23 protein-coding genes are annotated in these 23,857 nt (G+C 68.5%); 13 read left to right on the forward strand and 10 right to left on the reverse strand.

Annotation, left to right across the window (positions count from 1 at the left end):
* Positions 1 to 8 precede the first annotated feature (8 nt).
* From CUJ86_RS02295 to CUJ86_RS02335, 9 genes are read right to left on the reverse strand one after another with little or no spacing between them, the layout of a single operon-like run.
* Positions 9 to 653, reverse strand: a complete 645-nt coding sequence (locus CUJ86_RS02295; RefSeq protein ID WP_130645938.1) for a V-type ATP synthase subunit D — start codon at positions 651 to 653, stop codon at positions 9 to 11.
* Positions 650 to 2,038: a V-type ATP synthase subunit B gene (locus CUJ86_RS02300; protein WP_130645939.1), complete on the reverse strand. Its 1,389-nt coding sequence runs from the start codon at positions 2,036 to 2,038 to the stop codon at positions 650 to 652. Before CUJ86_RS02300 ends, CUJ86_RS02295 begins: the two co-directional genes overlap by 4 nt.
* A complete protein-coding gene (locus tag CUJ86_RS02305) occupies positions 2,035 to 3,798 on the reverse strand; it encodes a V-type ATP synthase subunit A (protein ID WP_130645940.1) in 1,764 nt (587 codons plus the stop codon). Before CUJ86_RS02305 ends, CUJ86_RS02300 begins: the two co-directional genes overlap by 4 nt.
* Positions 3,795 to 4,106, reverse strand: coding sequence for a V-type ATP synthase subunit F (locus tag CUJ86_RS02310; RefSeq protein ID WP_130645941.1), 312 nt, complete (start codon positions 4,104 to 4,106; stop codon positions 3,795 to 3,797). The genes CUJ86_RS02305 and CUJ86_RS02310 overlap by 4 nt, the downstream gene beginning before the upstream one ends.
* Positions 4,103 to 5,287 carry a V-type ATPase subunit gene (locus CUJ86_RS02315; protein WP_130645942.1) on the reverse strand — a complete coding sequence of 395 codons (1,185 nt, stop codon included), beginning with the start codon at positions 5,285 to 5,287 and terminating at the stop codon, positions 4,103 to 4,105. The genes CUJ86_RS02310 and CUJ86_RS02315 overlap by 4 nt, the downstream gene beginning before the upstream one ends.
* The gene (locus CUJ86_RS02320; protein WP_130645943.1) at positions 5,284 to 5,871 is read right to left on the reverse strand and encodes a V-type ATP synthase subunit E; all 588 of its coding nucleotides are present in this window, start codon (positions 5,869 to 5,871) and stop codon (positions 5,284 to 5,286) included. Before CUJ86_RS02320 ends, CUJ86_RS02315 begins: the two co-directional genes overlap by 4 nt.
* Positions 5,872 to 5,874: 3 nt before the next feature.
* Positions 5,875 to 7,323, reverse strand: a complete 1,449-nt coding sequence (locus CUJ86_RS02325; protein ID WP_130645944.1) for a V-type ATP synthase subunit K — start codon at positions 7,321 to 7,323, stop codon at positions 5,875 to 5,877.
* The gene (locus tag CUJ86_RS02330) at positions 7,320 to 9,290 is read right to left on the reverse strand and encodes a V-type ATP synthase subunit I (RefSeq protein WP_130645945.1); all 1,971 of its coding nucleotides are present in this window, start codon (positions 9,288 to 9,290) and stop codon (positions 7,320 to 7,322) included. Before CUJ86_RS02330 ends, CUJ86_RS02325 begins: the two co-directional genes overlap by 4 nt.
* Positions 9,265 to 9,600 carry a hypothetical protein gene (locus tag CUJ86_RS02335; RefSeq protein WP_130645946.1) on the reverse strand — a complete coding sequence of 112 codons (336 nt, stop codon included), beginning with the start codon at positions 9,598 to 9,600 and terminating at the stop codon, positions 9,265 to 9,267. The genes CUJ86_RS02330 and CUJ86_RS02335 overlap by 26 nt, the downstream gene beginning before the upstream one ends.
* Before the next feature lie 113 nt (positions 9,601 to 9,713).
* On the opposite strand from CUJ86_RS02335, the gene CUJ86_RS02340 reads away from it, so the two are divergent.
* On the forward strand, positions 9,714 to 11,081 hold the full coding sequence (locus CUJ86_RS02340) for a TrpB-like pyridoxal phosphate-dependent enzyme (protein WP_130645947.1): 1,368 nt from the start codon (positions 9,714 to 9,716) through the stop codon (positions 11,079 to 11,081).
* A 28-nt stretch (positions 11,082 to 11,109) separates the two neighbouring features.
* On the opposite strand, the gene CUJ86_RS02345 is transcribed toward CUJ86_RS02340, so the two are convergent.
* Complete coding sequence (locus CUJ86_RS02345; RefSeq protein ID WP_130645948.1) at positions 11,110 to 12,063, reverse strand: alpha/beta fold hydrolase; 954 nt, start codon at positions 12,061 to 12,063, stop codon at positions 11,110 to 11,112.
* A gap of 159 nt (positions 12,064 to 12,222) precedes the next feature.
* Between CUJ86_RS02345 and CUJ86_RS02350 the strand changes: the two genes are divergently transcribed.
* The 12 genes from CUJ86_RS02350 (at position 12,223) to argB (ending at position 23,769) form a co-directional block, all read left to right on the forward strand.
* Positions 12,223 to 13,305 carry an ATP-NAD kinase family protein gene (locus tag CUJ86_RS02350; RefSeq protein ID WP_130645949.1) on the forward strand — a complete coding sequence of 361 codons (1,083 nt, stop codon included), beginning with the start codon at positions 12,223 to 12,225 and terminating at the stop codon, positions 13,303 to 13,305.
* A 167-nt stretch (positions 13,306 to 13,472) separates the two neighbouring features.
* Positions 13,473 to 14,252 (forward strand): ATP-binding cassette domain-containing protein, encoded by a 780-nt coding sequence (locus CUJ86_RS02355; RefSeq protein ID WP_130645950.1) that lies wholly within the window; start codon positions 13,473 to 13,475, stop codon positions 14,250 to 14,252.
* Positions 14,249 to 14,956 carry a GTP-binding protein gene (locus CUJ86_RS02360; RefSeq protein WP_130645951.1) on the forward strand — a complete coding sequence of 236 codons (708 nt, stop codon included), beginning with the start codon at positions 14,249 to 14,251 and terminating at the stop codon, positions 14,954 to 14,956. The genes CUJ86_RS02355 and CUJ86_RS02360 overlap by 4 nt, the downstream gene beginning before the upstream one ends.
* Position 14,957: 1 nt before the next feature.
* Positions 14,958 to 15,572 (forward strand): (Fe-S)-binding protein, encoded by a 615-nt coding sequence (locus CUJ86_RS02365; RefSeq protein ID WP_130645952.1) that lies wholly within the window; start codon positions 14,958 to 14,960, stop codon positions 15,570 to 15,572.
* Positions 15,569 to 16,792, forward strand: coding sequence for a methanogenesis marker 16 metalloprotein (locus tag CUJ86_RS02370; RefSeq protein ID WP_130645953.1), 1,224 nt, complete (start codon positions 15,569 to 15,571; stop codon positions 16,790 to 16,792). The genes CUJ86_RS02365 and CUJ86_RS02370 overlap by 4 nt, the downstream gene beginning before the upstream one ends.
* 13 nt (positions 16,793 to 16,805) lie before the next feature.
* Positions 16,806 to 18,077, forward strand: coding sequence for a cysteate synthase (locus tag CUJ86_RS02375; RefSeq protein WP_130645954.1), 1,272 nt, complete (start codon positions 16,806 to 16,808; stop codon positions 18,075 to 18,077).
* Entirely contained in the window at positions 18,070 to 19,194 is a 1,125-nt protein-coding gene (gene comE / locus CUJ86_RS02380; protein ID WP_130645955.1) for a sulfopyruvate decarboxylase subunit beta, read from the forward strand. Before CUJ86_RS02375 ends, comE begins: the two co-directional genes overlap by 8 nt.
* Positions 19,195 to 19,264: 70 nt before the next feature.
* Positions 19,265 to 20,179, forward strand: coding sequence for an ADP-ribosylglycohydrolase family protein (locus CUJ86_RS02385; protein WP_235855547.1), 915 nt, complete (start codon positions 19,265 to 19,267; stop codon positions 20,177 to 20,179).
* A gap of 85 nt (positions 20,180 to 20,264) precedes the next feature.
* The gene (gene argC, locus CUJ86_RS02390) at positions 20,265 to 21,251 is read left to right on the forward strand and encodes an N-acetyl-gamma-glutamyl-phosphate reductase (protein WP_130645956.1); all 987 of its coding nucleotides are present in this window, start codon (positions 20,265 to 20,267) and stop codon (positions 21,249 to 21,251) included.
* 15 nt (positions 21,252 to 21,266) lie between these two features.
* Complete coding sequence (locus CUJ86_RS02395) at positions 21,267 to 21,755, forward strand: CBS domain-containing protein (RefSeq protein ID WP_130645957.1); 489 nt, start codon at positions 21,267 to 21,269, stop codon at positions 21,753 to 21,755.
* Positions 21,752 to 22,903 carry a bifunctional glutamate N-acetyltransferase/amino-acid acetyltransferase ArgJ gene (gene argJ / locus CUJ86_RS02400; RefSeq protein WP_130645958.1) on the forward strand — a complete coding sequence of 384 codons (1,152 nt, stop codon included), beginning with the start codon at positions 21,752 to 21,754 and terminating at the stop codon, positions 22,901 to 22,903. Before CUJ86_RS02395 ends, argJ begins: the two co-directional genes overlap by 4 nt.
* Positions 22,900 to 23,769 (forward strand): acetylglutamate kinase, encoded by an 870-nt coding sequence (argB, locus tag CUJ86_RS02405; protein WP_130645959.1) that lies wholly within the window; start codon positions 22,900 to 22,902, stop codon positions 23,767 to 23,769. Before argJ ends, argB begins: the two co-directional genes overlap by 4 nt.
* The last annotated feature ends 88 nt before the right edge of the window (positions 23,770 to 23,857 follow it).

The raw sequence follows: 23,857 nt of genomic DNA on the forward strand, positions 1-23,857 counted from the left end.
CTCCCCGCTCACGCCCCCTCCGCCTCCGCCCGGATTGCCTTCGTCCGCTTCCGCCGGTAAAGGTCCTCGCGCTCCATCTCCTCCAGATACCCCTCGATATAGGCGGCGGTGTCCCGGAGCGAGGGGAGGAGCACATAGGCAAGGGCGTTCGTCCGCCGTCTCGTGGTGGCGATCTGCTCGGCAAGCCGCACCAGCGCCCCCTCGGCCTCGGCGCACCTCAGGGCGGCCCTGACCGCCTCCTCGCAGCGGCGGCGCCCCTCGTCCAGGTCGGCGCCGTGTGCGGCCAGCGGGTAGCCGGGTTCCCCTGTGCCCGGTGGCGGGAGGCGGAGCGCCGGCACCGCCGTGCCCATCACCGTCCTGGTGCCCGCCCCGATCTCCCTGGCGGGCGCCGCACACCCGAGAGCGATATCCAGGCCGCGCTCGCCCATCACCATCCCGGCCCGCAGCAGGGGGGGATAGGCGGCGGCGAAGGCCTCCTCCATCGCCTGCCGGAGCCGCTCCCGCTCGCCCCGGAGCCGGAAGAACTCCATCACCATGGCGTCGAGTTTCTCCTGGAGGAGTTCGTGCCCCTTCCCGGCCACGACGATCCGTTTTCTGATCTTCAGGAGCTCGATCCGGGTCGGCCGCGTCCCGGGTATGATCCGGCGGCTCATCCGCTCTCCCTCCGGGCATGGACGGCGATGAGGGCCGGGTCGATCCGCCGCAGCTCCTCGTCCGGGAAGGCCGAGAGCAGGTCCCAGGCCAGGTCCAGCCCGGCGGTGATCCCCCGTCCGCCCGCCGCCCCCTGCCCGACGAACTCGTTCTCGAAGCGTTCGGCAAACTGCATATAGAGGCGGTCGATCGGTGTCAGCCCCTCCTCCCCGATGACGGCGATCAGGCTCTCGAGCCGCCTCCCCCTCGCATAGGCGGCATAGAGCTGGTCCGAGACGGCGCCATGGTCCTCCCGCGTCTTCCCGGCCCCGATCCCGCCGGGCATCAGCCGGGAAAGGCTCGGAAGGACGTCGATCGGTGGATACACGCCCTTCCGGTGGAGGTCTCGGGAGAGCACGATCTGCCCCTCGGTGATGTAGCCGGTGAGGTCGGGCACCGGATGGGTGATGTCGTCGTCGGGCATGGAGATGATCGGGAGCTGGGTGATCGAGCCCTTCTGCCCCCGGATCCGCCCGGCCCGCTCGAAGATCGAGGCCAGGTCGGTGTACATGTAGCCCGGATAGCCCCGGCGGGCCGGCACCTCCTCGCGGGCCGCCGAGACCTCCCGCAATGCCTCGCAGTAGGTGGTGATGTCCTGCAGGATCACCAGCACGTGCATCCCCAGGGAGAAGGCCAGGTATTCGGCCGCCGTCAGGGCGCAGCGGGGGGTGACGATCCGCTCGATTGCGGGGTCGTCGGCACGGTTGACGAAGAGCACGGCGTGCTCCAGGGCCCCGGTCTCCTCAAACTCCCCCAGGAAAAAGCGCTCCTCCTCGGCGGTGATCCCCATCGCCCCGAAGACGATCGCAAACTCGTCGTCCTCCCCGAGCACCCGCGCCTGTCTGGCGATCTGGGCGGCGAGACGGCTGTGTGGCAGACCGGCCGCCGAAAAGACCGGGAGTTTCTGCCCCCGCACCAGGGTGTTCATCACGTCGATCGCCGAGATCCCGGTCTCGATGCAGTCCTCCGGGTAGAGGCGGGCCGTCGGGTTGATCGAGGCCCCGGCGATCTCCCGCACCTCCTCCGGGATCACCGCCCCGCCCCTGTCGGCCGGTCGGCCCGCCCCGTCGAAGGTCCGCCCCAGGATCTCGGGGGAGACCGCCATGCGCAGGGGTTCGCCGGTGAAGCGGACCGCCGTTGCCTCGGTGTCCAGGTCGCCGGTGCCCCCGAAGACCTGGATGACGGCCAGGTCCAGCCGGCTCTCGAGCACCTGCCCCAGGCGCCGCTCACCGTCCGGCAGCCGCACCTCCACCACCTCGCCATAGGCGGCGTCGCCGACCCCGGAGACGGCCATCAGGGGTCCGGCGATCCGGGTGACCGAGGTGTACTCCCGTTCCGGCGAGGTCATGCCCCCTCACCTCCGAGGGCGCCGAACTCCTCCCCGATCTGCCGCTCCACCTCGCGGAAAAAGCCCGGGAAATCGGCGTGCGGCACCGTGCCCAGGCGGGCGAGGCGCCCGCTCACCGGGAGGGCGCCGATCATCGCCGTCGTCGCCCCCCGCCGCACCGCCTCCCGTCCGGCGTCGGCGTAGTCCAGGATCACCTGCATCATCAGGAACTGCTTGTGGGGCGGGCAGTAGGTATCCACGGGGTCGAAGGCGTACTGGATCAGGAAGGACTCCCTGATGATCCCGGCGACGAGCAGGGCGAGTTTGTCCTCCTCAGGGAGGACCTCCGGGCCGACCAGGTGGACGATCTCCTCGAGTTCGCTCTCCTTCTGGAGGATGCCCATCAGCCGCCGCCGCACCCGGTCCCAGCCGGCACCGCCGTGCTCCTCCCACCAGCCCTCCACGGCGTCGAGGTAGAGGGAATAGGAGAGGAGCCAGTTCACCGCCGGGTAATGGCGTTCATGGGCCAGGTCGGCGTCCAGGGCCCAGAAGACCTTGACGATCCGCAGGGTGTTCTGGGTGACGGGCTCGGAGAAGTCGCCGCCCGGCGGGGAGACCGCACCGATGATCGAGACCGATCCGGTCCGCTCCCGGTTCCCGGCGACCCGCACCCGCCCGGCCCGTTCGTAGAAGCCGGCCAGACGGGAGGCCAGATAGGCCGGATAGCCGTGTTCGCCCGGCATCTCCTCGAGCCGGCCCGAGATCTCCCGCATCGCCTCGGCCCAGCGGGAGGTGGAGTCGGCCATCAGGGCGACGTCGTAGCCCATGTCACGGTAATACTCGGCGATGGTGATCCCGGTGTAGACCGAGGCCTCGCGGGCCGCCACCGGCATGTTCGAGGTGTTCCCGATGAGCACCGTCCGCCCCATGATCGCCTCGCCGGTGCGGGGGTCCTGCAGGGCCGGGAACTTCCGGAGCACGTCGGCAAGTTCGTTCCCCCGCTCACCGCAGCCGACATAGACGATGATGTCGGCGTCCGACCACTTGGCGAGCTGGTGCTGGACAACGGTCTTGCCCGCCCCGAATGGCCCTGGGACGGCGGCGGCTCCCCCTTTTGCGATCGGGAAAAAGGAGTCGATCACCCGCTGTCCGGTGATCAGGGGTTCGCCCGGGGCCAGGCGTTCCAGAACCGGCCGCCCCTCCCGCACCGGCCAGCGCTGGACCATGGTGATCCCGACCTCCTCACCGTCCCCCCTCCGGATTCTTGCGATCTCCTCCTCGATGGTGTATTCGCCCGGCGGGGCCACCGAGAGGAGGGTGCCGGAGAGGTGGGGCGGGATCATGATGGTGTGGACAAACCGCCCCTCCTGGACGCTGCCGACCGCCGCCCCGCCGGCAAGGGCGTCGCCCGCCGCCGCCAGGGGGGTAAATTCCCATCTGGCGGTGCGGTCCAGGGGCGGCACCGAGGCCCCCCGGACGATAAAGTCGCCCATCCGGTCCCGGATCACCTCCAGGGGACGCTGGATGCCGTCGAAGACCCCGCCGAGCAGGCCGGGGCCGAGGTCCACCGAGAGGGGTGCGCCGCTGCGCATCACCGGTTCGCCGGGGGCGATGCCGGTGGTGTCCTCGTAGACCTGGATGGTGGCGGTCTCCTCGGAAAGTCCGATGATCTCGCCGATCAGAGCGGCATCGCCGGCGTGCACCACTTCGTACATGCGGGCGCCGCGCATGCCGTCCGCCTGGATCACCGGTCCGGTGATGCGGATGATCCGTCCGCTCACTGTACCACCCCCGGCACTCCCCTCCCGGTCACCCGCCTGACCGCCCGCTCGACGGCGTCCTCGCCGGATTTCGGCCCTGCCGGACCGGGGACGGCGATCACGACCGGGTAGGGCCCGGACGGCGGGGTATACGGGATCTCGTGGAGAAAACGGTCGAGCACGAGCACGACGCCGCTCTCCGGGTCAGCGAGCGCCTCCTCCAGTGCGGCGGCGGTCTCAAGCGGCCCCGCACACACGCTGCATTCCACAACCCCCCCGGCCCTGCAGGCCCGCACCATGGTGCGGTCCCCGATTGCCCTGATCCTCATCCTTCCATCTCCTCCACGACAAGCACCCCCTCGATTTCATGGGGCGGCACACCGGCCGCCAGCCCGTGGGCGATCGCCCGCATGTTCCTCACCTCATAGTCCAGCGCCACCAGGTAGCGGAGCAGGGGCCCGCTCCCCAGGTGGTACTGGCTGGCCGTCGCCCGCACCATATCCTGGGTGCAGCGGTCGAGCGCCCGTTCGAGGGCGGCGCCGTCCCCGTCCCGCACCGCCGCCGGCAGGGCGGCGAGGTAGGGGTGGTAGCGAGTCCCCGAGATGGCCGTGAGCAGGTCCGGCAGGCTGCCGGCTCGTTCGGCCCGGACCAGCCGATCGCCGACGAGTTCGAACCCCCCTGTCGCCACCAGGTGGGGACGCACCGCCTCGCGCTCCAGTTCCAGGGTCCGCCCCCTGATCAGGGCGCGGAGGTTGGCGGTGTCGATGAGCACGCCGGCCGTCTCCACCACCGGCGGGGAGAGGGCGATGTCCACCCCCCGTGCGGCCAGGGCGAGGTCTGCCAGGGAGTCGGCCTGCACCCTGGCCAGGAAACGCCCGATATTGCCGGCGGATCCGGTATAGGCGGCGGCGATGAGGGGGCCGAAGGGTTTGGGGCGGAGCCGCCGCACCACCTCCTCTGCACTCTCGGCGTGGGCGGTTTTGCGCACGCCGTTCACGGTCAGACCCCCCACCGGGACGATCTCCTCCTCGATCGCCGCCGGCGGCACCCCCTGCGCCTTCATCGCCACGATCGCCGCCGCTTCCCCGGCCCCGAGCATGCGGGCGTAGGCGATGAAGAAGGGGCGGACGCCGTCTGGCACGCTCTCGATCAGGTGCCCGACGACCTCGTAGTGGTGCTCTCGGATCAGCCGTTCGGCCGCCGCTCCGTCCAGGTCGGTGCCGGCGGGCATGCGGTGCCCGAGGCGGCCGAAGTGGTCAAAGAGGTCGTGGAGGCCGGGGGCGGAGAGCGCCCCGGCAAGGGGCCCTCGCTCCACCAGGGGGTTGCCGATCGCCCGCACCCGTGCGTCCGGCTGGGCGAAGAGGGCGATGTTCAGAATGATCCGGAAATACCCGGCCGATGCAGCCAGCATCACCGCCACCATGATGGCGACGGCCAGGGCGGCGGCGAGCAGGGCGGTGCCGCCCTCCCCGTCCAGGAGTGCGGCGGCGATCTCCGAGAGGGTGCTCATTCTCCCTCCTCCCGGTAGAGGATCGCCGCCGCTTCACGGGTCAGGCGCTCCCGCATCCGTTCGGTGCGGGCGGAGAAGCGCTGGTCGCTGCGCATCCGCCCCGAGATGACGATCACGCCCCCGCCCCCGTCATGGGCAGTGGGGACGAGGGTAATCCCCGGGAGGCCGGCGCAGGCAATTTCCGCCGCCTCACGGTCCTGCGGGCGGCAGTGCACACTAACCTCCCCACCCCCGACCGCTTCACGCCCGGCGGCGACGAGGGCCCGCAGCACGTCCGGGTAGGCCGGGGAGCGGGCGAGGGCGGCAAGATGTTCATCCGCCGCCTCGAAGGAGCGTTCGATCCCGTTCTCCCGCACCTCCCGCAGGGCCGTGCGGGCGGAGAGGCGGGCCCGCGCCAGCACTCGCCGCCGCTGCCGTTCGGCCTGCTCCCTTCCGGCGGCCACGATCGCCGCCGCCTCCCGTTCGGCCCTTTCCCGGCCCTCTCGCCGGATCCGATCCGTTTCGGCCGCTGCCTCCGCCTGGATCCGCCGCACCTCCCCGTTCGCCTCCGCCCGGATGCGGGCGATGATCTCGTTCACCCCCATCCATCAGCCCCCGAAGAGCCCGATCCCGAACATGATCAGGATGGCGACCAGCAGCCCGAAGATCGCAAAGGTCTCGGCCATCACCGCAAAGATCAGGCTGGGTCCCATCGCCCCCTCCCGCTGGGCCGTGGCGCCGATGCCGGATGCGGCCGTCATCCCCTGCCCGATCGCCGAGAGCCCGGCCAGCCCGACGGCGAAGCCGGAACCGATCGAGGCGAGGCCGGCGGCCACGGTGGCGGTGATGTCGCGGGTGATGATGCCGGTGAATGCCATGATCAGGATGGCGACCAGCAGCCCGTAGATCGCCTGGGTCTCCGGGATCACCGAGAAGACCAGCCCCTTTCCGAACATCCTTTCCTGCTCGGCGGTGGCGGCGATCCCGGCAGAAGCGGCGATCCCCTGCCCGATGGCGGAGATCCCGGCGAACCCGACGGCGAACCCGCAGCCGATCGCTGCAAAACCGGCGGCGGCGGTGGCGGTGATGTCGCGGGTGATGATGCCGGTGAATGCCATGATCAGGATGGCGACCAGCAGCCCGTAGATCGCCTGGGTCTCCGGGATCACCGAGAAAACCAGGGAGCGGCCGAATATCTCGTTGTGCTCGGCGGTGGCGGCGGTGCCGGCGGCTGCGGCGATCCCCTGCCCGATGGCGGAGATCCCGGCCAGCCCGACGGCGAACCCGCAGCCGACCGAGGCGAAGCCGATCGCCAGGTCGCCGACCGGGTCGCCGGCGATCATGCCGGTGAATGCCATGATCAGGATGGCGACGAGCAGCCCGTAGATCGCCTGCGTTTCCGGGATCACCGCAAAGACCAGCCCCCGCCCGAAGGTCTCGCTGTGCTCTGCGCTCGCCGCCGTGCCGGCGGCCGCGGCGATCCCCTGCCCGATGGCCGAAAGTCCGGCGATGCCGACGGCAATACCGCACCCGATGGCGGCGAGCCCGGTGGCCTCGGTCGCCGCCGCACTCCCGCTCAGGAGGCCGGTGAAGGCCATGATCAGGATGGCGACGAGCAGCCCGTAGATCGCCTGGGTCTCCGGGATCACGGCGAAGATCAGGCTCCGCCCCATCGCCTCGTCCCGTTCGGCGGTGGCGGCGATCCCGGCGGAGGCGGCGATCCCCTGCCCGATGGCAGAGAGTCCGGCCACCCCGGAGGCGAGTCCGGCGCCGACCGCCGCCAGCCCCAGGGGGAGGGGCACGCTCTCCGCCCCCCCGCCGATCACCCCGGTGGAGAGCAGGATCAGCACTGCCACGAGCAGGCCGTACATCCCCTGTGTCTGCGGCACGGCCTGGAAGACCAGGGCCCGCCCGAAGCGTTCGGGCCGGACGGCGATCACGCCCGCCCCGGTCGCCCCGGCGATCCCGACCCCGATGCCGGAGCCGATGGCGGCCAGCCCGACCGCCAGTCCGGCCCCGATGACGGCCAGCACCAGCCCGGCGTCCACGACCGTCACCCCTCCTCACCCCCGACCTCGGTATGGCGGCGCCCGGCGGCGAAGGGGGCGAAAGCCCGCCCCCCGCTCCGGAAGAATTTGCCGAAGAACTCGACGTACTGGAGCCTGAGGGCGTGGATGAACCCGCCGAGCGCCTGCAGCACCAGGTTGGCCGCATGCCCGCCGACGGCGAAGAGGGCGGCGAACACCACCAGGGCCGGGTGGACGCCGGCGATCATCCCGGCCAGGATATTGATCATCATGGCGATCCCGCCGGTGGCCAGTGCCAGTGCCAGGATACGGGCATAACTGAGCCAGTCACCGAGAAAGCCGGTGAGGGAGAAGAAGCCGAGCGGCCCCTCATGGAGCATCACTCCGGCGACGCCGACGGCCGCCCCGATGGCAGCGGCGGTGAGCACCTCCGGGGCGAAGGAGCCCCAGCCGAAAAAAGTGAGGATGATCACGGCGGCGCAGGGCTGGATCACGAACCAGGTCCCCTCGGAGAGGAGCATCTCCCGGTATTCCCCGGCCCGCAGGTGTTCGGCGGCGGCGATGGCGAGCCCCAGGTTGAGGTGGGCGATCCCGATGCCGAGTGCCAGCACCAGGATGGCGATCGGGTCGCTGAGGGGTTCGATGAGGGTAAAGGGCATCGTCACGCCGAAGAGACGGGGAAGGAGGTCGCCAAAGAACCCGCCCATCAGCACCCCGAAGAGGGTGCCCGAGAGTCCGCAGGCCAGGAGCACCAGGGAGAGGTCTCGGACCGATCCCGCCTCCGCCCCGGCGCCCCGCAGCAGCAGGGTGGCGATGAGGGCGAGGAGCAGTCCGTAACCGGCGTCGCCGAGCATGATCCCGAAGGTGATCACGAGCACCGGGGCTAGGAAGAGGGTGGGGTCGACGCTGTCATAGCGGGGCGTGCCGAAGGTGGCGGTGAGCACGCCGAAGGGTGCGAGCCAGCCGGGGTGGTCCGGAGCGACCGGCGGATCGCCCTCCGGTGGTTCGAAGGTGCAGAAGGCGAGCCTCCCCGTCTCCCGCTCGCAGAGGGCCCTGATCGTCGCCTCATCCCGTTCCCGCACCCAGCCCCGCAGCACCGCGATGTCCCGGGTGGTGCCGAGCAGGGGTGCCGCCTCCTCTCGTTCCCGCACGATCCGGCATTCTTCGGCAAGGGCCCGGATGAGGGGGAGGTGCTCGGCGGCCAGGGTGGAAAGCCGGGCGGTATTCGCCTCCCGTTTTCGGTGTAAGTCCTCCCATTCGGCCCTGACAGCGGAGAGTCCGTCTTCTGCGCTCCCCTGCCGGATCTCGGGCACGAACTCTCGGAAGGCCAGGGCACGCAGGGCAGCGTCCACGGCCGGGGCGGCGTCCGGCAGGGCGGCGGTGACCACCGCTGTCGGGGCATCACCGATTGCGCAGAGGCAGGACCAGATCACGTGCTCGCCGCCCGCCTCCCCCAGACGGCGGTCCACGTCCCCGCACTCCGCCGCCGGAACCGTCCCGGCCCGGACGACCAGATAGGGCGATCTGCCCGGCCAGCTGAGGTCGAGCCCGAAGGGGACGAGGGCGGCGAGCATCTCCTCCTCCTCCCCGAGACGGGCGAGTCGTTCGTCGATCGCCGTCTCCCCGGCCCGCAGCGCCAGCACCTCGTCGATGAGGGGACGGTGGGCCGCCGTCTCCGCAAGAACGGCGGCGGCGTCCCTGAGGGGGACCCGGCGTCTTTGACGGTCTGGGGGCTCGAAGATCCGGCGAACAGGGTTCTTCTCCGGCCCGGCGCTCTCCAGAGTCTCGATGGCGCGTTCGAGGCGGACCCGCTCCTCGGCGATCCGCAAAAGATGGGGGGAGCGCTCGTGACGGGAGGTGAGGGCCCGCAGGTCCTCCTCCTCGTTCGCCGCCCCGAGTTCGACTGCGCCTGCCTCCTGCAGGGCGGCGATCACCCGCCCCTCGTGCTCCCGGTGGACACCCACCGTCAGCCTACGCATCGGTGCGGGGCGCAGCACCGCCGCTCACCTCCCCTGCGATGTGTGCGGCCGCCCGCTCAAGTCTGGCCCCCACCGCCCGCCTGACGGCGGCGCTATCCCCGTCAGTCCGGCGGGCGATCTCCGCCGCCTCCTTCTCGGCCTCCTCACCGGCGGCGGCGATCAGGGCCTGTACCTCGGTTTCCGCCTGCCGCCGGATCGCCTCCGCCGCCTCTGCAGCCTCAGCCCGTGCGGCATCGATCCGCTCCGCCGCCTCGGTGCGGGCCCGCCGGATCGCCTCCTCCGCCTCAGCTTCGGCCCGTTTCACGAGTTCGATCTCATGGAACGCCACAGACGCTTCCTCAGAGTGCGGTTCTGTCACCCATGTATTAAGCGTTTGTTGCCGGAGCCTCCGTCACATTCTGATCACGAATGTATATATGTGGTCAAAGATGACGATACTTCATGCAGACCAAGATCCTCCTCGACGAGGACGCCATCCCGAAGGCGTGGTACAACATCCAGGCGGACCTGCCCTCGCCCCTGGACCCGCCGCTTCACCCGGCGACCGGCCAACCGGTGGTGCCCGACGACCTCGCCCCCATCTTTCCGATGGAGCTGATCCGTCAGGAGATGAGCACGCAGCGCTCGGTCCCGATCCCGGACGAGGTGCGGGAGATCCTGAGTCTCTGGAGGCCGAGCCCCCTCTATCGGGCGCGGCGGCTGGAGCGCCACCTCAAGACGCCGGCGAGGATCTACTACAAGTGGGAGGGGGTTTCCCCGCCGGGAAGCCACAAGCCCAACACCGCCATCCCGCAGGCCTATTACAACATGAAGGAGGGCGTGGAGCGCCTTTCCACCGAGACCGGGGCCGGTCAGTGGGGTTCGTCCCTGGCCTTCGCCACCTCGCTCTTCGATATGGAGTGCACGGTCTACATGGTCCGCTCGAGCTACGACCAGAAGCCCTACCGCAAGAGCATGATGGCGGTCTATGGCGCCGAATGCTTCCCGTCACCGAGCACCCGCACTGCCTCTGGCAGAAAGGTGCTCGAGGAGCACCCGGACACCCCAGGCGCCCTCGGGATTGCCATCTCCGAGGCGGTGGAGGACGCCGCAGGCCGTTCGGACACCAACTATGCCCTCGGCTCGGTGCTCAACCACGTCTGCCTCCACCAGACGGTGATCGGGCTGGAGGCGCGGGAGCAGCTGGCGATGGTCGACGAATACCCGGACACCGTCATCGGCTGCGTCGGCGGGGGCTCCAACTTCGGCGGGATCGCCTTTCCATTTGCCGGGGACCGGATCACCGGGAAGCACCCGGAGACCGAGATCCTGGGTGTCGAACCCGCCGCATGCCCGACGATGACAAAGGGGCTCTACGCCTACGACTACGGTGACGTGGCCGGTCTGACCCCGCTGATGCGGATGTTCACCCTGGGCCACGACTTCGTGCCGCCGGCGATCCATGCCGGCGGTCTGCGCTACCACGGCGTCTCGCCCCTGGTGGCGAAACTGGTGCATGACGGCGTCGTGAGGGCCGCCGCCTACCACCAGAACGAGGTCTTCGAGGCCGCCGTCACCTTCGCCCGCACCGAGGGGATCATCGTCGCCCCTGAATCGGCCCATGCGGTCAAGGCGGCGATCGACGCCGCCCTCGAGTGCCGGCGGACCGGCGAGGAGCGGGTGATCCTCTTCAACAACTCCGGCCACGGCAACTTCGACTTCTCCAGCTACGAGGCCTATTTCGCCGGGCAGCTCGTCGACTACGAATATCCGGCCGACCTGATCCGGGAATCGCTCGGACGGTTGCCCACGGTGACGGGTGCGGAATAAAAAGAGAGAGTAGATGAGCCCCGGCGGGTCACCGGGGCATGTTTCTCTTCAGGAAATCGAGGGCATACCGCTGCGCTTCGCCTGACTGTGGGTGGATCCAGAAACAGAGGTGGGAGCCCTCCTCTATCCAGAGGCGCTCCGCATTTTTGATGTGCTCGTAGGCATAGACGCCGTCGTAGAACTTCACGTCGGCATCGTGGGTGCCGTGGATCACCAGGGTCGGACAGGCGATCTCCTCCAGGGGGAGGTGGGTGAGGCCGCGGGTGATCCGCACGTCGTTCTCGGTCCCTGCTTTCCGGGGCTTATAGGGGTACATCGTGTTCATGAAGGCCGTTACGAATTCGTGGGCGTGTGGGTCGTTCAGCACGAAGTCAAGGTGCGCCTTCATCTGATCCTTTGTGTAATATGCCTCGCTTTTGAAGATCTCCTTGATGAATGCGTCCGGTTTTGCCTTCGTCATCTTCTGGAGGATCGTCTGCCCGATGTCGGAGAGGAATATCATCTGTGTCAGCGGGCCCGCCGTCTCCGGGAGGTCGTAATACCCGCTGACCGAGTCGGCGGTAATCAGGGCCCAGATCCGGTCGGGGTGGCGGATAGCGAAGGTGTAAGCGAACGGTCCGCCCGCCGAGATGGAGAAGACCGCCACCCGCTCGATCCCGAGTTCGTCCAGGACGGCGGCAAAGAGGTCGGCCTGCTCCTCGAGCGAGACCCCGGTCTCGAGGGGCGTCCCGAGATAGCCCGGACGGGAGAGCGAAAGAAGCCTGAACTCGCCCCCGGCAAAGTCGATGGCCGCACGGCACTGATCGATCCCGCCGAGACCGCCGTGACTGCCCATCAGCACGGGCCCGTCCCCGTCGGTGATATCGATCTCCACCCTCCCGAGGGGGGTTTCGATGGTCCTGGGGGAGACGGACACGCCCTTCATGATCTCGATCCGGTTCTCGTCGGTCTTTTCGGCGTCGCCTGCGCTGTTCTGCTTCATTCTGCACGCTCCATGTTCTGCTCTTCTTTTTCCGTCATCATCGGATGGTTTATTGGTTTCTATATTGATTTAGGGGGAAACCGCCTATCCCCGCCTAAAGGCCGTATTTCAGGGATCGGGGAAAAAGGCATAGGGGCGGCGGTGCAATGCTGAACCGATATGAGGACGATCGGAGTGGTGATCAACCCCCTGGCCGGTCTTGGCGGGCGGGTCGGGCTGAAGGGCACCGACGGCCTGGCGGACGAGGCCAGGCGGCGAGGTGCGGTGCCGCTGGCGCAAGAACGCGCCCTCGAGGCGCTCGAGCCCCTGCGGGCGCTGGACCTGCGGGTGCTCACCTCTGGCGGGGAGATGGGCGCCTCCGCTCTTGAGGAGGCCGGGATCGGCCATGAGGTCGTCTATACGCCGGCGGAAGATGCCACGACCGCCGCTGATACCGTCGCCGCCGTCGAAGCGTTCGTGAGAAGGGGGGCAGAGGTGATCCTCTTCTGCGGCGGCGACGGCACGGCCCGCGATGTCGTCCGGGCTGCCGGGGATACGCCGATCCTGGGCATACCGGCCGGGGTGAAGATGTTTTCGGGGGTGTTTGTGAGCCGTCCGGAGGGGGTGGCGGCCGTCCTGGTCGGCCCCCTGGACTCCTGCGAGGCCGAGGTGATGGATATCGACGAAGAAGCCTACCGCCGGGGCGAACTGCGGGCCCGCCTGTTTGCGGCGGCACGCGTCCCCTGCCGTCCGTGTGGTCTCCAGGGGTGCAAGGCCGCTGATTTCGGCGACGAACGGGAGGCGCTCGCCGGTCTTGCCCGTTTCATGGCCGACCTGGTGCTGAGCGGCGGCACCACGCTCCTTGGCGCCGGGGGAACGACGGCGGCGATCGCCGCCGAACTCGGGCTGGAAAAAACACTGCTCGGCGTGGACGTCATCAGGGACGGCCGGATCGTCGCCGCCGACGCCGATGAGCGCACCCTGCTCCAGGAGGTGCGGGGCGGCGGGCGATGCCGGATCATCGTCAGCCCCATCGGGGCGCAGGGTGCGGTGCTCGGGCGGGGCACGCAGCAGATCAGTCCGGACGTGGTGCGTGCCGTCGGTGCGGCGAACGTGATCGTGGTGGCCACTCCGCAGAAACTGGCGGCGACCCCCGCGCTGTTTGTGGACACCGGGGACCCGGGCCTGGACGCCGCCTTCGGGAGGGAGGTGCAGGTGATCTGCGGCTACCATGCCGCCCGTCGAATGCCGCTCTCCAGGTGACATCAGTCCGGAAATGCGGCGGATTTTCTCCGATGGGGGAATCTATCTCGTCCATGCATGTCTAATTATTTTACAATATTGCATTTTTTGGCACAATTTCTCCCTATTGTATGATTTTTATTTGCGTCTTGGGTAATTTTATCTTCCCCGCCGCAGAAAGAGGGGGCATGGACATCCCGGCCTGCGAGATCACCGTCCTCCCCGGACGGGACAAATGCGGGAACACCGAGAACTTTGACCGGATCGAGATCCGCCCCGGTGAGACCCTCTCCATCGTCGGCCCGACCGGATCGGGCAAGAGCGCCTTCATCAACGACATCGAGGTCTTTGCCAGAGACGACACTGTGACCGGTCGAACGGTCCTCGTCAACGGCCAGATCCCGCCCGAGGAGATCGTGCGTGATCCGGCGCGAAAACCGGTGGCCCTGATCACCCAGAACACCCGCTGCCTTGCCGACCTCTCGGTGGGGGAGTTTTTGGAGATGCATGTCCGGGCCCGGCGGATCGAGCGGGAGGGGCTGGTCGGGGAGACAGTCGCCCTGGCAAACGAGTTTACCGGGGAGAAGATCCTCCCCGGGGCCCGCATGACCGGGCTCTCCGGCGGGCAGACCCGCTCCCTGATGGTCGCCGACGCCATCCTGATCTCCGCTGCCCCGGTGCTCATCCTGGACGAGGTGGAGAATGCGGGCATCTTCAAGGACCGGGTGATCGAGATCCTCCGGGCCCACAACAAGGCCGTGATCTTCGTCACCCACGACCCCCTGGTCTCCCTGATGTGCGACCGGCGGATCGTGATGCGCAACGGCACGGTGGCAGGCGTGATCCAGGGTGGCGAGGGGGAGCGCCCCGCCCTCGACGCCGTCAGGAGAATGGACGCCATGCTCGCCGGTCTGCGGGAGCGGATCCGGGCAGGCGAACCGATCACCGGTCCGGTGCCGGTCGCATGAAGATCCTGGTCGTGGCCGGACCCCCCTCGGCCGGTAAGACGGCGGTGATCCGCCAGGTGATCCGGCAGATCGGCGGGCGGGTGCCGGTGGCATACCTGAAGATCGATGTGGTGCGGGCGTTCGAGGACGAGGAGCTGAGGGAGGAGTTCGGCATCCCCACGAAGAAGGTGTATTCCGGGGACGTCTGCCCGGACCACGTGGGGATCATGGTGATGCGCGACGCCATTGCATGGGCCGGGGAGGAGGGGGCCGACCTGCTCATCGTGGAGAGCGCCGGCCTCTGCCTCCGCTGTTCGCCCTACACCACCGATGCGCTCGGCGTGGTGGTGCTCTCCGCCGTCTCCGGTACCCACGCCCCCCTGAAGATGGGGCCGATGATCGCCCTGGCCGATGCGGCCGTGGTGACCAGGATCGATCTCGTCTCCCAGGCCGAGAAGGAGGTCTTCAGGGAGCGGATCCGGGAGGTCGCCCCGGAGATCGAGATCGTCGAGACCAATGCCGTCCAGGGCACGGGGATGCGCTATCTGGTGCGGCGGATCGAGGAGACCCCGGACGCCGCCGATCCCGACGCCATCACCCTCAGGGGCGTGCCGCCGCTTGGCGTCTGCACCGTCTGCGTCGGGAAAAAGGAGATCGGCTGGCAGCACCACTTCGGGGTGGTGCGGCGCCTCGAGGACGCAGAGTATTTCTACCGGGGTGATTAAGGTGGGGTGGAGACCGCCGGGAAAAGACTGCGGGCTCTGCGGGGCACGCACCTGCGAGGGTTTCCTCGCCGCCGTGGAGCGGGGGGAGAAACGGCTGCAGGAGTGTCCGTTCTACCATGAGGGGGGGACGGCGGACGGACGAGGAGCTGCCGTCCACACGGGCAGAGACGTGCTGGGCAACACCTACGACTTCCTGCTCACACCCCTCCCCGGCGAACCCTCGGCCCGGAAGGTCGTGCTCCCGTTCAGACCCGATCTCGTGGAGCGCTGGGGGATCGACGCCGGCGACATCGTGCTCGGACGGCCCGAGGGCGCCGGATGCCCGGTGCAGCATGTGCTCCGCGTCATCGATGCCGACCCTATCACCGGTCTTCTGACCACCCATGTGGTCGGGCCGGCCCATTCGCGGGGAAAGGAGTGTCTGGACGTGAAGGCCTACCATATCGTCGGCTTCGAGGGTATGGCCCGGACGGTGCTGCGCCCCCCGACCTTCGGGATGCGGCAGCGTTTCCTGCCCTCGGCCTGCATGATGGCCCTCACCCACACCGGCGTGGTGAACCTGGTCATCGGGCGGGGCGAGGAGGCGCAGGTACGGGTGGAGGACATCAGGCTATGAAGGATATCGAGGAGATAAGAAGGCGGCTGGAGCGGGGTGAGGCCGTGGTGATGGCCGCCCCGGAGTTCAAGGCCCTGGTGCGGGCCGGGGAGCGTCCCGCTGCTGATGAGGTGGACATCGTCACCTGCGCAACGGTGGGGGTGATGTCCGGGACGATGGCCGTGCTCTCGGTGCCGGTGGCCGATGCCGGGGCCTTCGGGCGGGCGACGGCGTTGCGCCTCAATGGCGTCCCGGCCCATCCCGGCCCCTGCCCGAACGAGCGCCTGGGGCTGGTGGATGCGGTGGTCTACGGCACCGCCCACGCCGATCGCCGCTACGGCGGCGGGCACCTCATTGCCGATCTCGCCGCCGGGCGGGAGATCCGGGTGGAGGCCAGCACCGACGCCGGGGACTTTGAGGCCCGGATCACCATCGACGACCTGACTTCGGCCCGTCTGGTGACGACGCGGAGCGCCTTCAGGAACTATACGGCCTTCGTGAACCGGTCCGAGGGTTCTGTGCGGACGATCTTCTCGGCCACCGGGCTCTCGGGCCCGCTCCGAGAGGCCTCGGTCAGCGGCTGCGGGGAGATAAACCCGCTCCAGAACGACCCCGCCCTCCGCACCATCCGTCCCGGGAGCGGTGTGCTCGCCAACGGCGCCCCGGGATATGTGATGGGCGAGGGGACCAGGAGCACGACGGAGCGCCCGAACATCGCCGTCTTTGCCGATATACGGGGGATGGACCCCTGCACCTGCGGCGGGTTCGTGACCGCCGCTGGACCGGAGTGCATCACCTCGGTTGCCGCCGCCATACCGGTGCTGGACGACGCCTCCATCGCCGTCCTCTCGGTGCTGGACGCCGACATCCCCCTCCCGGTCGTCGATATCGCCGACCGCACCCCCTTTGCGGCGGCAGACTACGGGCAGGTCTGGGGCGGGACGGACCGGACGGTCACCTACGACCCCGCCGCCTGCGCCTATTGCGAGGCCTGTGCGGCCGGCGCGATCTGCCCCACGGGTGCGTTCCTGACCGGGGAGGGGGTCGACCCCTGCCTCTGCGCCTCCTGTGGCGCATGTGCGGTGGCGTGCACCGGCGGAGCGGTCACTGCCGACCTTGGCGCCCTGGAGGTCGGGGAACGAAGGGTGCCGATCACCATCCGCCAGTCCGACCGAAAAAGGGCAGAAGACCTCTGTTATCGCCTGAAAAACGGACTATTAAACGGGAAATATCAATTTTGAGGAGAAAAACAGAATGCGACCATACCAGCTCATCTGTCCGGGGTGCGGGGCGGTCCTGGAGGACCATTACACCCTCGCCTGCCCCTCCGGGTGCCGTGCCCTGGTCCGGGCGGACTACCGGAAAAAACGCCTGGATCTCCGGGACGAACCCGGCATCTTCCGCTTCGCCGACTGGCTTCCGGTGGAGGGGACCCTCCCGGCTGAGGCTGGACCGGTGACCTACCGGAGCACTGCCTTTGCCCGTGAGATCGGGCTTGAGAATCTCTGGATCGGTTTTTCCGGCTACTGGCCGGAACACGGGGCCCGGATCACCACCTGCTCATTTAAGGAACTCGAGGCCCTCCCGACGGTGGTGCGGATGCGGGAGACCGGCAGCGGCACCCTGGTCGTGGCCTCGGCCGGGAACACCGGGCGGGCCTTCTGCCAGACCGCCGCCGTCACCGGCATCCCGGTGGTGGTGGTGGTGCCCACCGGAGGGCGGGATCGGATCTGGACGGCCGAACCCACCGACCGGGCCTGCCTGATCACCGTTGACGGCGACTACTCGGATGCGATCGCCGCCGCCGACACCCTCTGCAACACGCCTGGCCTCGTCCCCGAGGGCGGGGCGCGGAACGTCGCCCGCCGCGACGGCATGGGCACGGTGATGCTCGACGCCGCCGTGAGCATCGGGCGGGTTCCTGAGCATTATGTGCAGGCGGTCGGGAGCGGCACGGGAGGGATTGCCGCATGGGAGGCGGCGATGCGTCTCATCGGCGACGGGCGGTTCGGGAGCGCCCTCCCCCGTCTCCATCTCGCCCAGAACATCCCCTTCATCCCGATGGTGCGGGCCTGGCAGGCGGGACGGCGGGAGATCGTCCCGGAGATCGACATGCCCGACGCCCGGCGCTCGATCGCCGCCGTCTCCGCCGACGTGCTCACCAACCGCAACCCGCCCTATGCGATCGGCGGCGGGGTCTACGACGCCCTCACCGCCACCGACGGGCGGATGTATGGCGTGGAGAACCGGGCGGCAGAGGAGGCGGGTCGCCATTTCACCGGGGCCGAGGGGATCGACCTGGACCCGGCAGCGGCGGTGGCGGTCGCCGCCCTGCTGGAGGCGGTCGAGAGCGGGGCCATCAGTCCCGGCGACTGCACCCTCCTCAACATCACCGGCGGGGGCTACCGGCGGGCGGAGGAGAGCCTCGACCTCAGAGTGGTCGAGCCCTCCTTCCGCCTCCGCTCCCCGGACGGAGCTGCCGCATGCGCACGAGACGTGCTCGGCTGGGTGAACGAGCATGCATGAGGAGGCCGTCTGCGATCTCCTGAAGGCGCACGGGATCGACCTCGCCCTCACCCTCCCCTGCGACCGCGCCGGTGACCTCTGCTTCCTCCTCCCCGAACGGATACAGACCGTCGGGCTCAACCGGGAGGAGGACGGCGTCGGGATCGCCGCCGGGGCGGTGCTCGCCGGGCGGCACCCGGTCGTCGTCATCCAGAGTTCCGGGCTCGGGAACATGCTCAACGCCGTCATGTCCCTGAGCGCCACCTTCGACCTCCCCCTGCCGGTGCTGGCGAGCTGGCGGGGGGTCTACCAGGAGCGGATACCGGCGCAGGTCCCGTTCAATAGCCGTCTCCCGGCCGTTCTCGACGCCCTCGGGATCCGCTATACCGTCATCGAGGACGCCGCCGGGATCGGGGGGATCGGGGAGGCAATCGACGACGCCTTCGAGAACAACCGCCCGCATGTCGCCCTGATCTCGCCGAGGCTCTGGGAGGGGGAGGGCTGCACGGCGGGCTGCCGTTCTATCCCGCCCCGCCCCCGCACCTCCTCCCTCTGCCTGAAACGCGAGATCCCGGAACCCTCCCTGACCAGGTACGGTGCCATAGAGGCGATCTCACCCCTGCTCGGGGACGCCGCCGTCGTCTCCAATATCGGGGTTCCGAGCAAGGAACTCCATGCGATCGCCGACCGCGACCTGAACTTCTATATGCTCGGCTCCTACACCCAGGCCTCCCCGATCGGCCTCGGCCTCGCCCTCTCCACCGATCGCCGGGTGGTCGTGCTTGACGGCGACGGCAGCCTCCTGGGGTCGTCCGTGCTGCCGGTGATCGCCGCCGCCGCCCCGGCGAACCTGACGGTGGTCTGCCTGGACAACGGCGCCTTTGGCTCCACCGGCAACCAGCCCACCTGTGCGGCCCGGGGCGCCGACCTCGAACTGATCGCACGGGCTTCCGGGATCGGACGGACCTGGAAGGCCGCCGACGCCGCCGGGATTCGGGCAGCACTCCGCGAGGCGGAGGGCGGCGGCCCGAACTTCGTCCACGTGGTGATCAGACCCGGGAACACCGCCGTCCCGAACATCCCGCTCAGCCCGGCGGCGATCAGGGAGCGGTTCAGCCGCGCCCTCTCCCGGCCCTGACCGCCGTCTCCGGTGATTCGGGGGAACGTCCCTGCGAAGGGCTTATCACCTCCGCATGACCAGTACGCGCATGATGCTGGACAGGTTTGTGGGCTGCATGCTCGGAGCGGCGATCGGCGACGCCCTCGGTATGCCGGGGGAGAGTTCGGGAATGAACCTGTCCAATATATACGGCGGCTACCGCAAGGCCTGGAAATGGCACCCCAACGCCGCCCTTGAGCCGGGTCAATACACCGACGACACTCAGATCATGCTGCTCGTCGCCGACCTCCTGGGTTCCGGCGAGTACTCGGATGAACGCTATGGCCGGGACCTCTCCCGCCTCTGCATGGAGGGCGCCCTCCGCTTCCCGGACGGATCGGTGATGGCCGCCTGCGAGCACCTGGTCACCGGACAGACCGACCGGGGCGGGGTCAACTCCGATACCGCAGGCTGCATCCCGCTCGCCGTCCCCTTCGCCCTGTATTACGCCGATCCCGTGGAGCGCTCCGGCCGACTGGTCAAGGCCTGCTCGGTGACGCATACCAGCCCGGCCGCCCACGCCGCCGCGGTGACGGTCGCCACCACCATCGCCGCCGCCCTGCACGGGGCCTCGGATCCCTTCGAACGAGCCTTCCAGTGTGCCATGGCCGAAGAACCCGCACTCGGGGAGCGGATCGGTCGGGCGATGGACCTTCAGAGGGAGGGGATCAGCCTGGAGGGGGCGTTGCCTGCCATCGGGAACGATGTCTCGGTCTTCCAGACCGTCCCGCTCGCATTCTTCCTGATGGGGCGGTATACCGATCCCGAGAACCTGCTGTATATTGCGGCAAATATCGGCGGAAACACCGACACCATCGCCTTTATCTGCGGGGCGTTCGTCGGGGCGAAATTTGGGGCAGGTGCGCTCCCGGCCGACCTGCTCGCCGGGCTCGAGAACCGCCACCTGATCGAGGCCAGTGCGTCACGGCTTTTTGAGGCGACAGCCCGGCAAAAACCGGTTTGATCCCGCTGTCCCCCCTGTTCGAGCCCCGCATTCATCCGCCTCCATCTTAAAAAGGGTTAAGACTCTTCTCCCGTATAACTCCTGTATGGATGTCGCTATCGTCGGGGCCTCCGGCTATGCCGGCGGTGAACTGATCCGTCTCCTCATGACCCATCCGGAGGCGGAAGTGACGGTCGCCACCTCGCGTGCGCTGGAGGGGCGCCCGGTGACCGATCAGCACCCGCACCTGCGCGGGTATACCGATTGTGTCTTTACGAACCCGGCGGCCGGGGATATCGAGGCGGACTTCGCCTTCCTTGCGGTGCCCCACACCGCCGCCATGAACTATGTCTCCCCCCTCCTGGAGCGGGGGATCCGGGTCGTGGACCTCTCCGCGGACTACCGGCTGCCGCGGGATGTGTATGAGAGAATCTACGGTGTCAGCCATACCGACTGGTTCGAGGCGCCGTATGGTCTCCCGGAGATCTCGCGGGAGGGTGTGAAAAACGCCAGGTTCGTCTCGAACCCCGGATGTTTCCCAACCGGCGCCACGCTGGCGGCGGCACCCCTGGCGCCGCATGCGGCGCACGTGATCTACGACTCCAAGACTGGGGTTTCCGGGGCGGGCGACAACCCCTCGGCGACGACCCATTACCCGAACGTGGCCGACGGCATCAACCCCTACAAGTGGACGAGCCACCGCCACCTTGCCGAGATGAAGCAGGAGCTCGCCAGACTCGGTTCGACGGCGGCGTGTTATTTCACCCCGCACCTGGTGCCGGTGAACCGCGGGATCCTGACGACCGCCCACATCCTCCTGGACGAACCGATGGGGCAGGAGGAGGTGGAGGCCCTCTACCGCGAGTTCTACCGGGGCGAGTATTTCGTGCGCCTCCAGCGGCCGATGCTGTCGGCGGTGCGGGGGAGCAATTTCTGTGATATCGCCGTCGAGAGCGAGGGAAGCCGGGTCGTCGCCGTTTCGGCGATCGATAACCTGGTCAAGGGCGCTGCCGGGCAGGCGATCCAGAATATGAATATTATGTGCGGCTATGCCGAAAATGCGGGGCTGACCGTGCCCCCGTGCCTACCCTGAACGGAGATGAAGAGAATGAAAGTACGTGATATCATGACCGTGGACCCGGTGACCGTCTCCCCCGACGATTCGGTCCGCCGGGCGGCGTCGCTGCTGCGCCGACACAATGTGAGCGGGCTCCCCGTGATCGACGAGAACCAGGTGGTCGGTATGGTCACCGAGGCCGATATCCTCTCCCTGCTGAAGACCGGCGGGATCTCGAACGACCTCTGGCTTCCATCACCCCTCGAGTTCATCGAGGTCCCGATCCGGGAGGCGATCAACTGGGAGAAGACCCGTGAGGCCCTTTCTGATGTGGGGAAGGTGACGGTGCGGAAGGTGATGTCGATGCCGGTGATCACCATCGGACCGGACGAGGAGATCGAGCGTGCGGCGGCCCTGATGCTGAGGGAGGGGATCGCACGCCTGCCGGTCGTGGAGAAGGGGCGGCTGGTCGGGATCCTTGCACGTCGCGATATCGTGCAGGGGCTCGGCACCTCCTTCTCGGAGGGAGAAGAGGAATGAAGAGTCTCTGCGCCGTCCCCGGCGTGGAGGCGGCGGGAATAAAGGAGGGCAAATATGGTCTCGCCCTGATCCGGGCCGAGGGCACGGCGGCCGCCACCTTCACCTCGAACCTGATGGCCGCCGCCCCGGTGCAGGTGATGCGCCGGCAGATCCGGGCGGGCCGCCTGGAGGCGATCGTGGTGAACTCGGGGTGTGCGAACGCCTATACCGGGCAGCGGGGCGTTGAAGACGCCGTGGAGATGACCGCCATCGCCGGCGAGGCGCTCGGTGTCGATGCCGGCCGGGTCGGGGTGGCGAGCACCGGCGTGATCGGGCGTTACCTGGACCTGCCGCTGATCAGGCGGCAGTGTGCGGCGGTGGCGCCGACACTCTCCTGTTCGGCCGCGGCCGAGACCGCCGCCGCCCGGGCGATCATGACCACCGATCTCGTCGAGAAGCACGCCCTGGTGGAGGCGGACGGTTTCACGGTCGGCGGCATCTGCAAGGGGAGCGGGATGATCGCCCCGAACATGGGCACGATGCTCGCCTTCATCTATACCGATGCCGAGATCGGGGCCGAGGACCTATCGGACTCCCTGCGCACGGCCGTGAGGCGGAGTTTCAACCGGGTGGTCGTGGACGGCGACGAGAGCACGAACGACTGCGCCTTCTGCACGGCCACGGGTGCTGCGGGGCGGGTGCCGCGTGCGGCCTTCGACGCCGCCCTGGAGCAGTGCTGCATCTCTCTCGGGATGCAGATCGCCGCCGACGGCGAGGGCGCCACCAAGCTCATCGAGGTGCGGGTCTCCGGGGCCGGGGACGAGGCGGCGGCCGAGATGATCGCCCGCACGGTCGTGGGTTCCCCGCTCGTCAAGACGGCGGTCTATGGCGAGGACCCGAACTGGGGGCGGGTGATCGCCGCGGCCGGGCGTGCCGGCACCCCCTTCGACCCGGATGCGGTGGACCTCTCCATCGGGGAGGGCGAGGCCGAGACCCCCCTCGTCCGGAACGGCGAGATCGTCTCCGACCTCGTGCGGGCGAAGGCGGCGATGCAGGGGCGGCGGGTGGTCTTCGCCCTCTCGGTCGGCGACGGCGAGGGCGAGGCCACCGCATGGGGATGCGACCTCACCGAGAAATATGTTGAGATCAACGGGAAGTACACAACATGAGGCGCGAAGAAGTGCTGATGGAGGCCCTGCCCTATATCCAGCAGTTCCACGGGCGGACCATCGTCATCAAACTCGGCGGCCATGCCATGGTCGATGAGGAGGTGCTGGAGAATGCGATCAAGGACGCCATACTCCTCCATTATGTGGGGATGCAGGTGGTGCTGGTGCATGGCGGCGGTCCGGAGATCACCGAGAAGATGAAGGCGCTCGGCAAGGAGCCGCGGTTTGTCGGGGGCCTGCGGATCACCGACGACGAGACCCTGGAGATCGCCCAGATGGTGCTGGTCGGCAAGATCAACGACGGCATCGTCTCCCGCGTCGCCCGGTGCGGCGCCCTGGGCGTCGGGCTCTCGGGCAATGACGGCAACCTGATCATGGCGAAGAAGATCGGGATGCAGCGGGTGCTCATCGGCGAGGAGGAGCATGAGGTCGACCTCGGGTATGTCGGCGAGATCGAGCGGATCAACCCCGAGATCCTGGAAACCCTGCTGAAAAACGGGTATATCGGCGTCGTGGCCCCGATCGCCATCGACCGGGCGGGGCGGAGCCTCAATATCAATGCGGACACGGCGGCCGGTGAGATCGCCGTCGCCCTGGGGGCCTTCAAACTCGTGAACCTCACCGATGTCGACGGCGTGATGGATAAGGAGCGGACCCAGGTCTTCCGCCGCCTCCATGTCGCCGAGACCGAGGACCTGATGGCCGACGGCACCATCTCCGAGGGGATGATCCCGAAGATCGGGTCGTGCGTCCGGGCGGTGCGGGGCGGTGTGCCCCATGCCCATATCGTCAACGGCAACAAGGCCCACACCATCCTCCTCGAACTCTTCACCGATGCCGGCGTCGGGACGATGATCACGGAATAATTCTCTTTTGTGTGATGGGGAGGGATCCCCTCCCGTTCCGGGTGCTAATCGCTTTTTCCCGCAAAAAACCGGATGGGTTTTGTCACCC

Source organism: Methanofollis fontis, assembly GCF_004297185.1.
GTDB lineage: Archaea > Halobacteriota > Methanomicrobia > Methanomicrobiales > Methanofollaceae > Methanofollis > Methanofollis fontis.

Bases quoted from the DNA above. Each gene is read 5' to 3' on its own strand.
- CUJ86_RS02295 (WP_130645938.1), bottom strand. From the start codon at position 653: ATGAGCCGCCGGATCATACCCGGGACGCGGCCGACCCGGATCGAGCTC.
- CUJ86_RS02300 (WP_130645939.1), bottom strand. From the start codon at position 2,038: ATGACCTCGCCGGAACGGGAGTACACCTCGGTCACCCGGATCGCCGGA.
- CUJ86_RS02310 (WP_130645941.1), bottom strand. From the start codon at position 4,106: ATGAGGATCAGGGCAATCGGGGACCGCACCATGGTGCGGGCCTGCAGG.
- CUJ86_RS02315 (WP_130645942.1), bottom strand. From the start codon at position 5,287: ATGAGCACCCTCTCGGAGATCGCCGCCGCACTCCTGGACGGGGAGGGC.
- CUJ86_RS02320 (WP_130645943.1), bottom strand. From the start codon at position 5,871: ATGGGGGTGAACGAGATCATCGCCCGCATCCGGGCGGAGGCGAACGGG.
- CUJ86_RS02340 (WP_130645947.1), top strand. From the start codon at position 9,714: ATGCAGACCAAGATCCTCCTCGACGAGGACGCCATCCCGAAGGCGTGG.
- CUJ86_RS02345 (WP_130645948.1), bottom strand. From the start codon at position 12,063: ATGAAGCAGAACAGCGCAGGCGACGCCGAAAAGACCGACGAGAACCGG.
- CUJ86_RS02350 (WP_130645949.1), top strand. From the start codon at position 12,223: ATGAGGACGATCGGAGTGGTGATCAACCCCCTGGCCGGTCTTGGCGGG.
- CUJ86_RS02355 (WP_130645950.1), top strand. From the start codon at position 13,473: ATGGACATCCCGGCCTGCGAGATCACCGTCCTCCCCGGACGGGACAAA.
- CUJ86_RS02360 (WP_130645951.1), top strand. From the start codon at position 14,249: ATGAAGATCCTGGTCGTGGCCGGACCCCCCTCGGCCGGTAAGACGGCG.
- CUJ86_RS02370 (WP_130645953.1), top strand. From the start codon at position 15,569: ATGAAGGATATCGAGGAGATAAGAAGGCGGCTGGAGCGGGGTGAGGCC.
- CUJ86_RS02375 (WP_130645954.1), top strand. From the start codon at position 16,806: ATGCGACCATACCAGCTCATCTGTCCGGGGTGCGGGGCGGTCCTGGAG.
- comE (WP_130645955.1), top strand. From the start codon at position 18,070: ATGCATGAGGAGGCCGTCTGCGATCTCCTGAAGGCGCACGGGATCGAC.
- CUJ86_RS02385 (WP_235855547.1), top strand. From the start codon at position 19,265: ATGATGCTGGACAGGTTTGTGGGCTGCATGCTCGGAGCGGCGATCGGC.
- argC (WP_130645956.1), top strand. From the start codon at position 20,265: ATGGATGTCGCTATCGTCGGGGCCTCCGGCTATGCCGGCGGTGAACTG.
- CUJ86_RS02395 (WP_130645957.1), top strand. From the start codon at position 21,267: ATGAAAGTACGTGATATCATGACCGTGGACCCGGTGACCGTCTCCCCC.
- argJ (WP_130645958.1), top strand. From the start codon at position 21,752: ATGAAGAGTCTCTGCGCCGTCCCCGGCGTGGAGGCGGCGGGAATAAAG.
- argB (WP_130645959.1), top strand. From the start codon at position 22,900: ATGAGGCGCGAAGAAGTGCTGATGGAGGCCCTGCCCTATATCCAGCAG.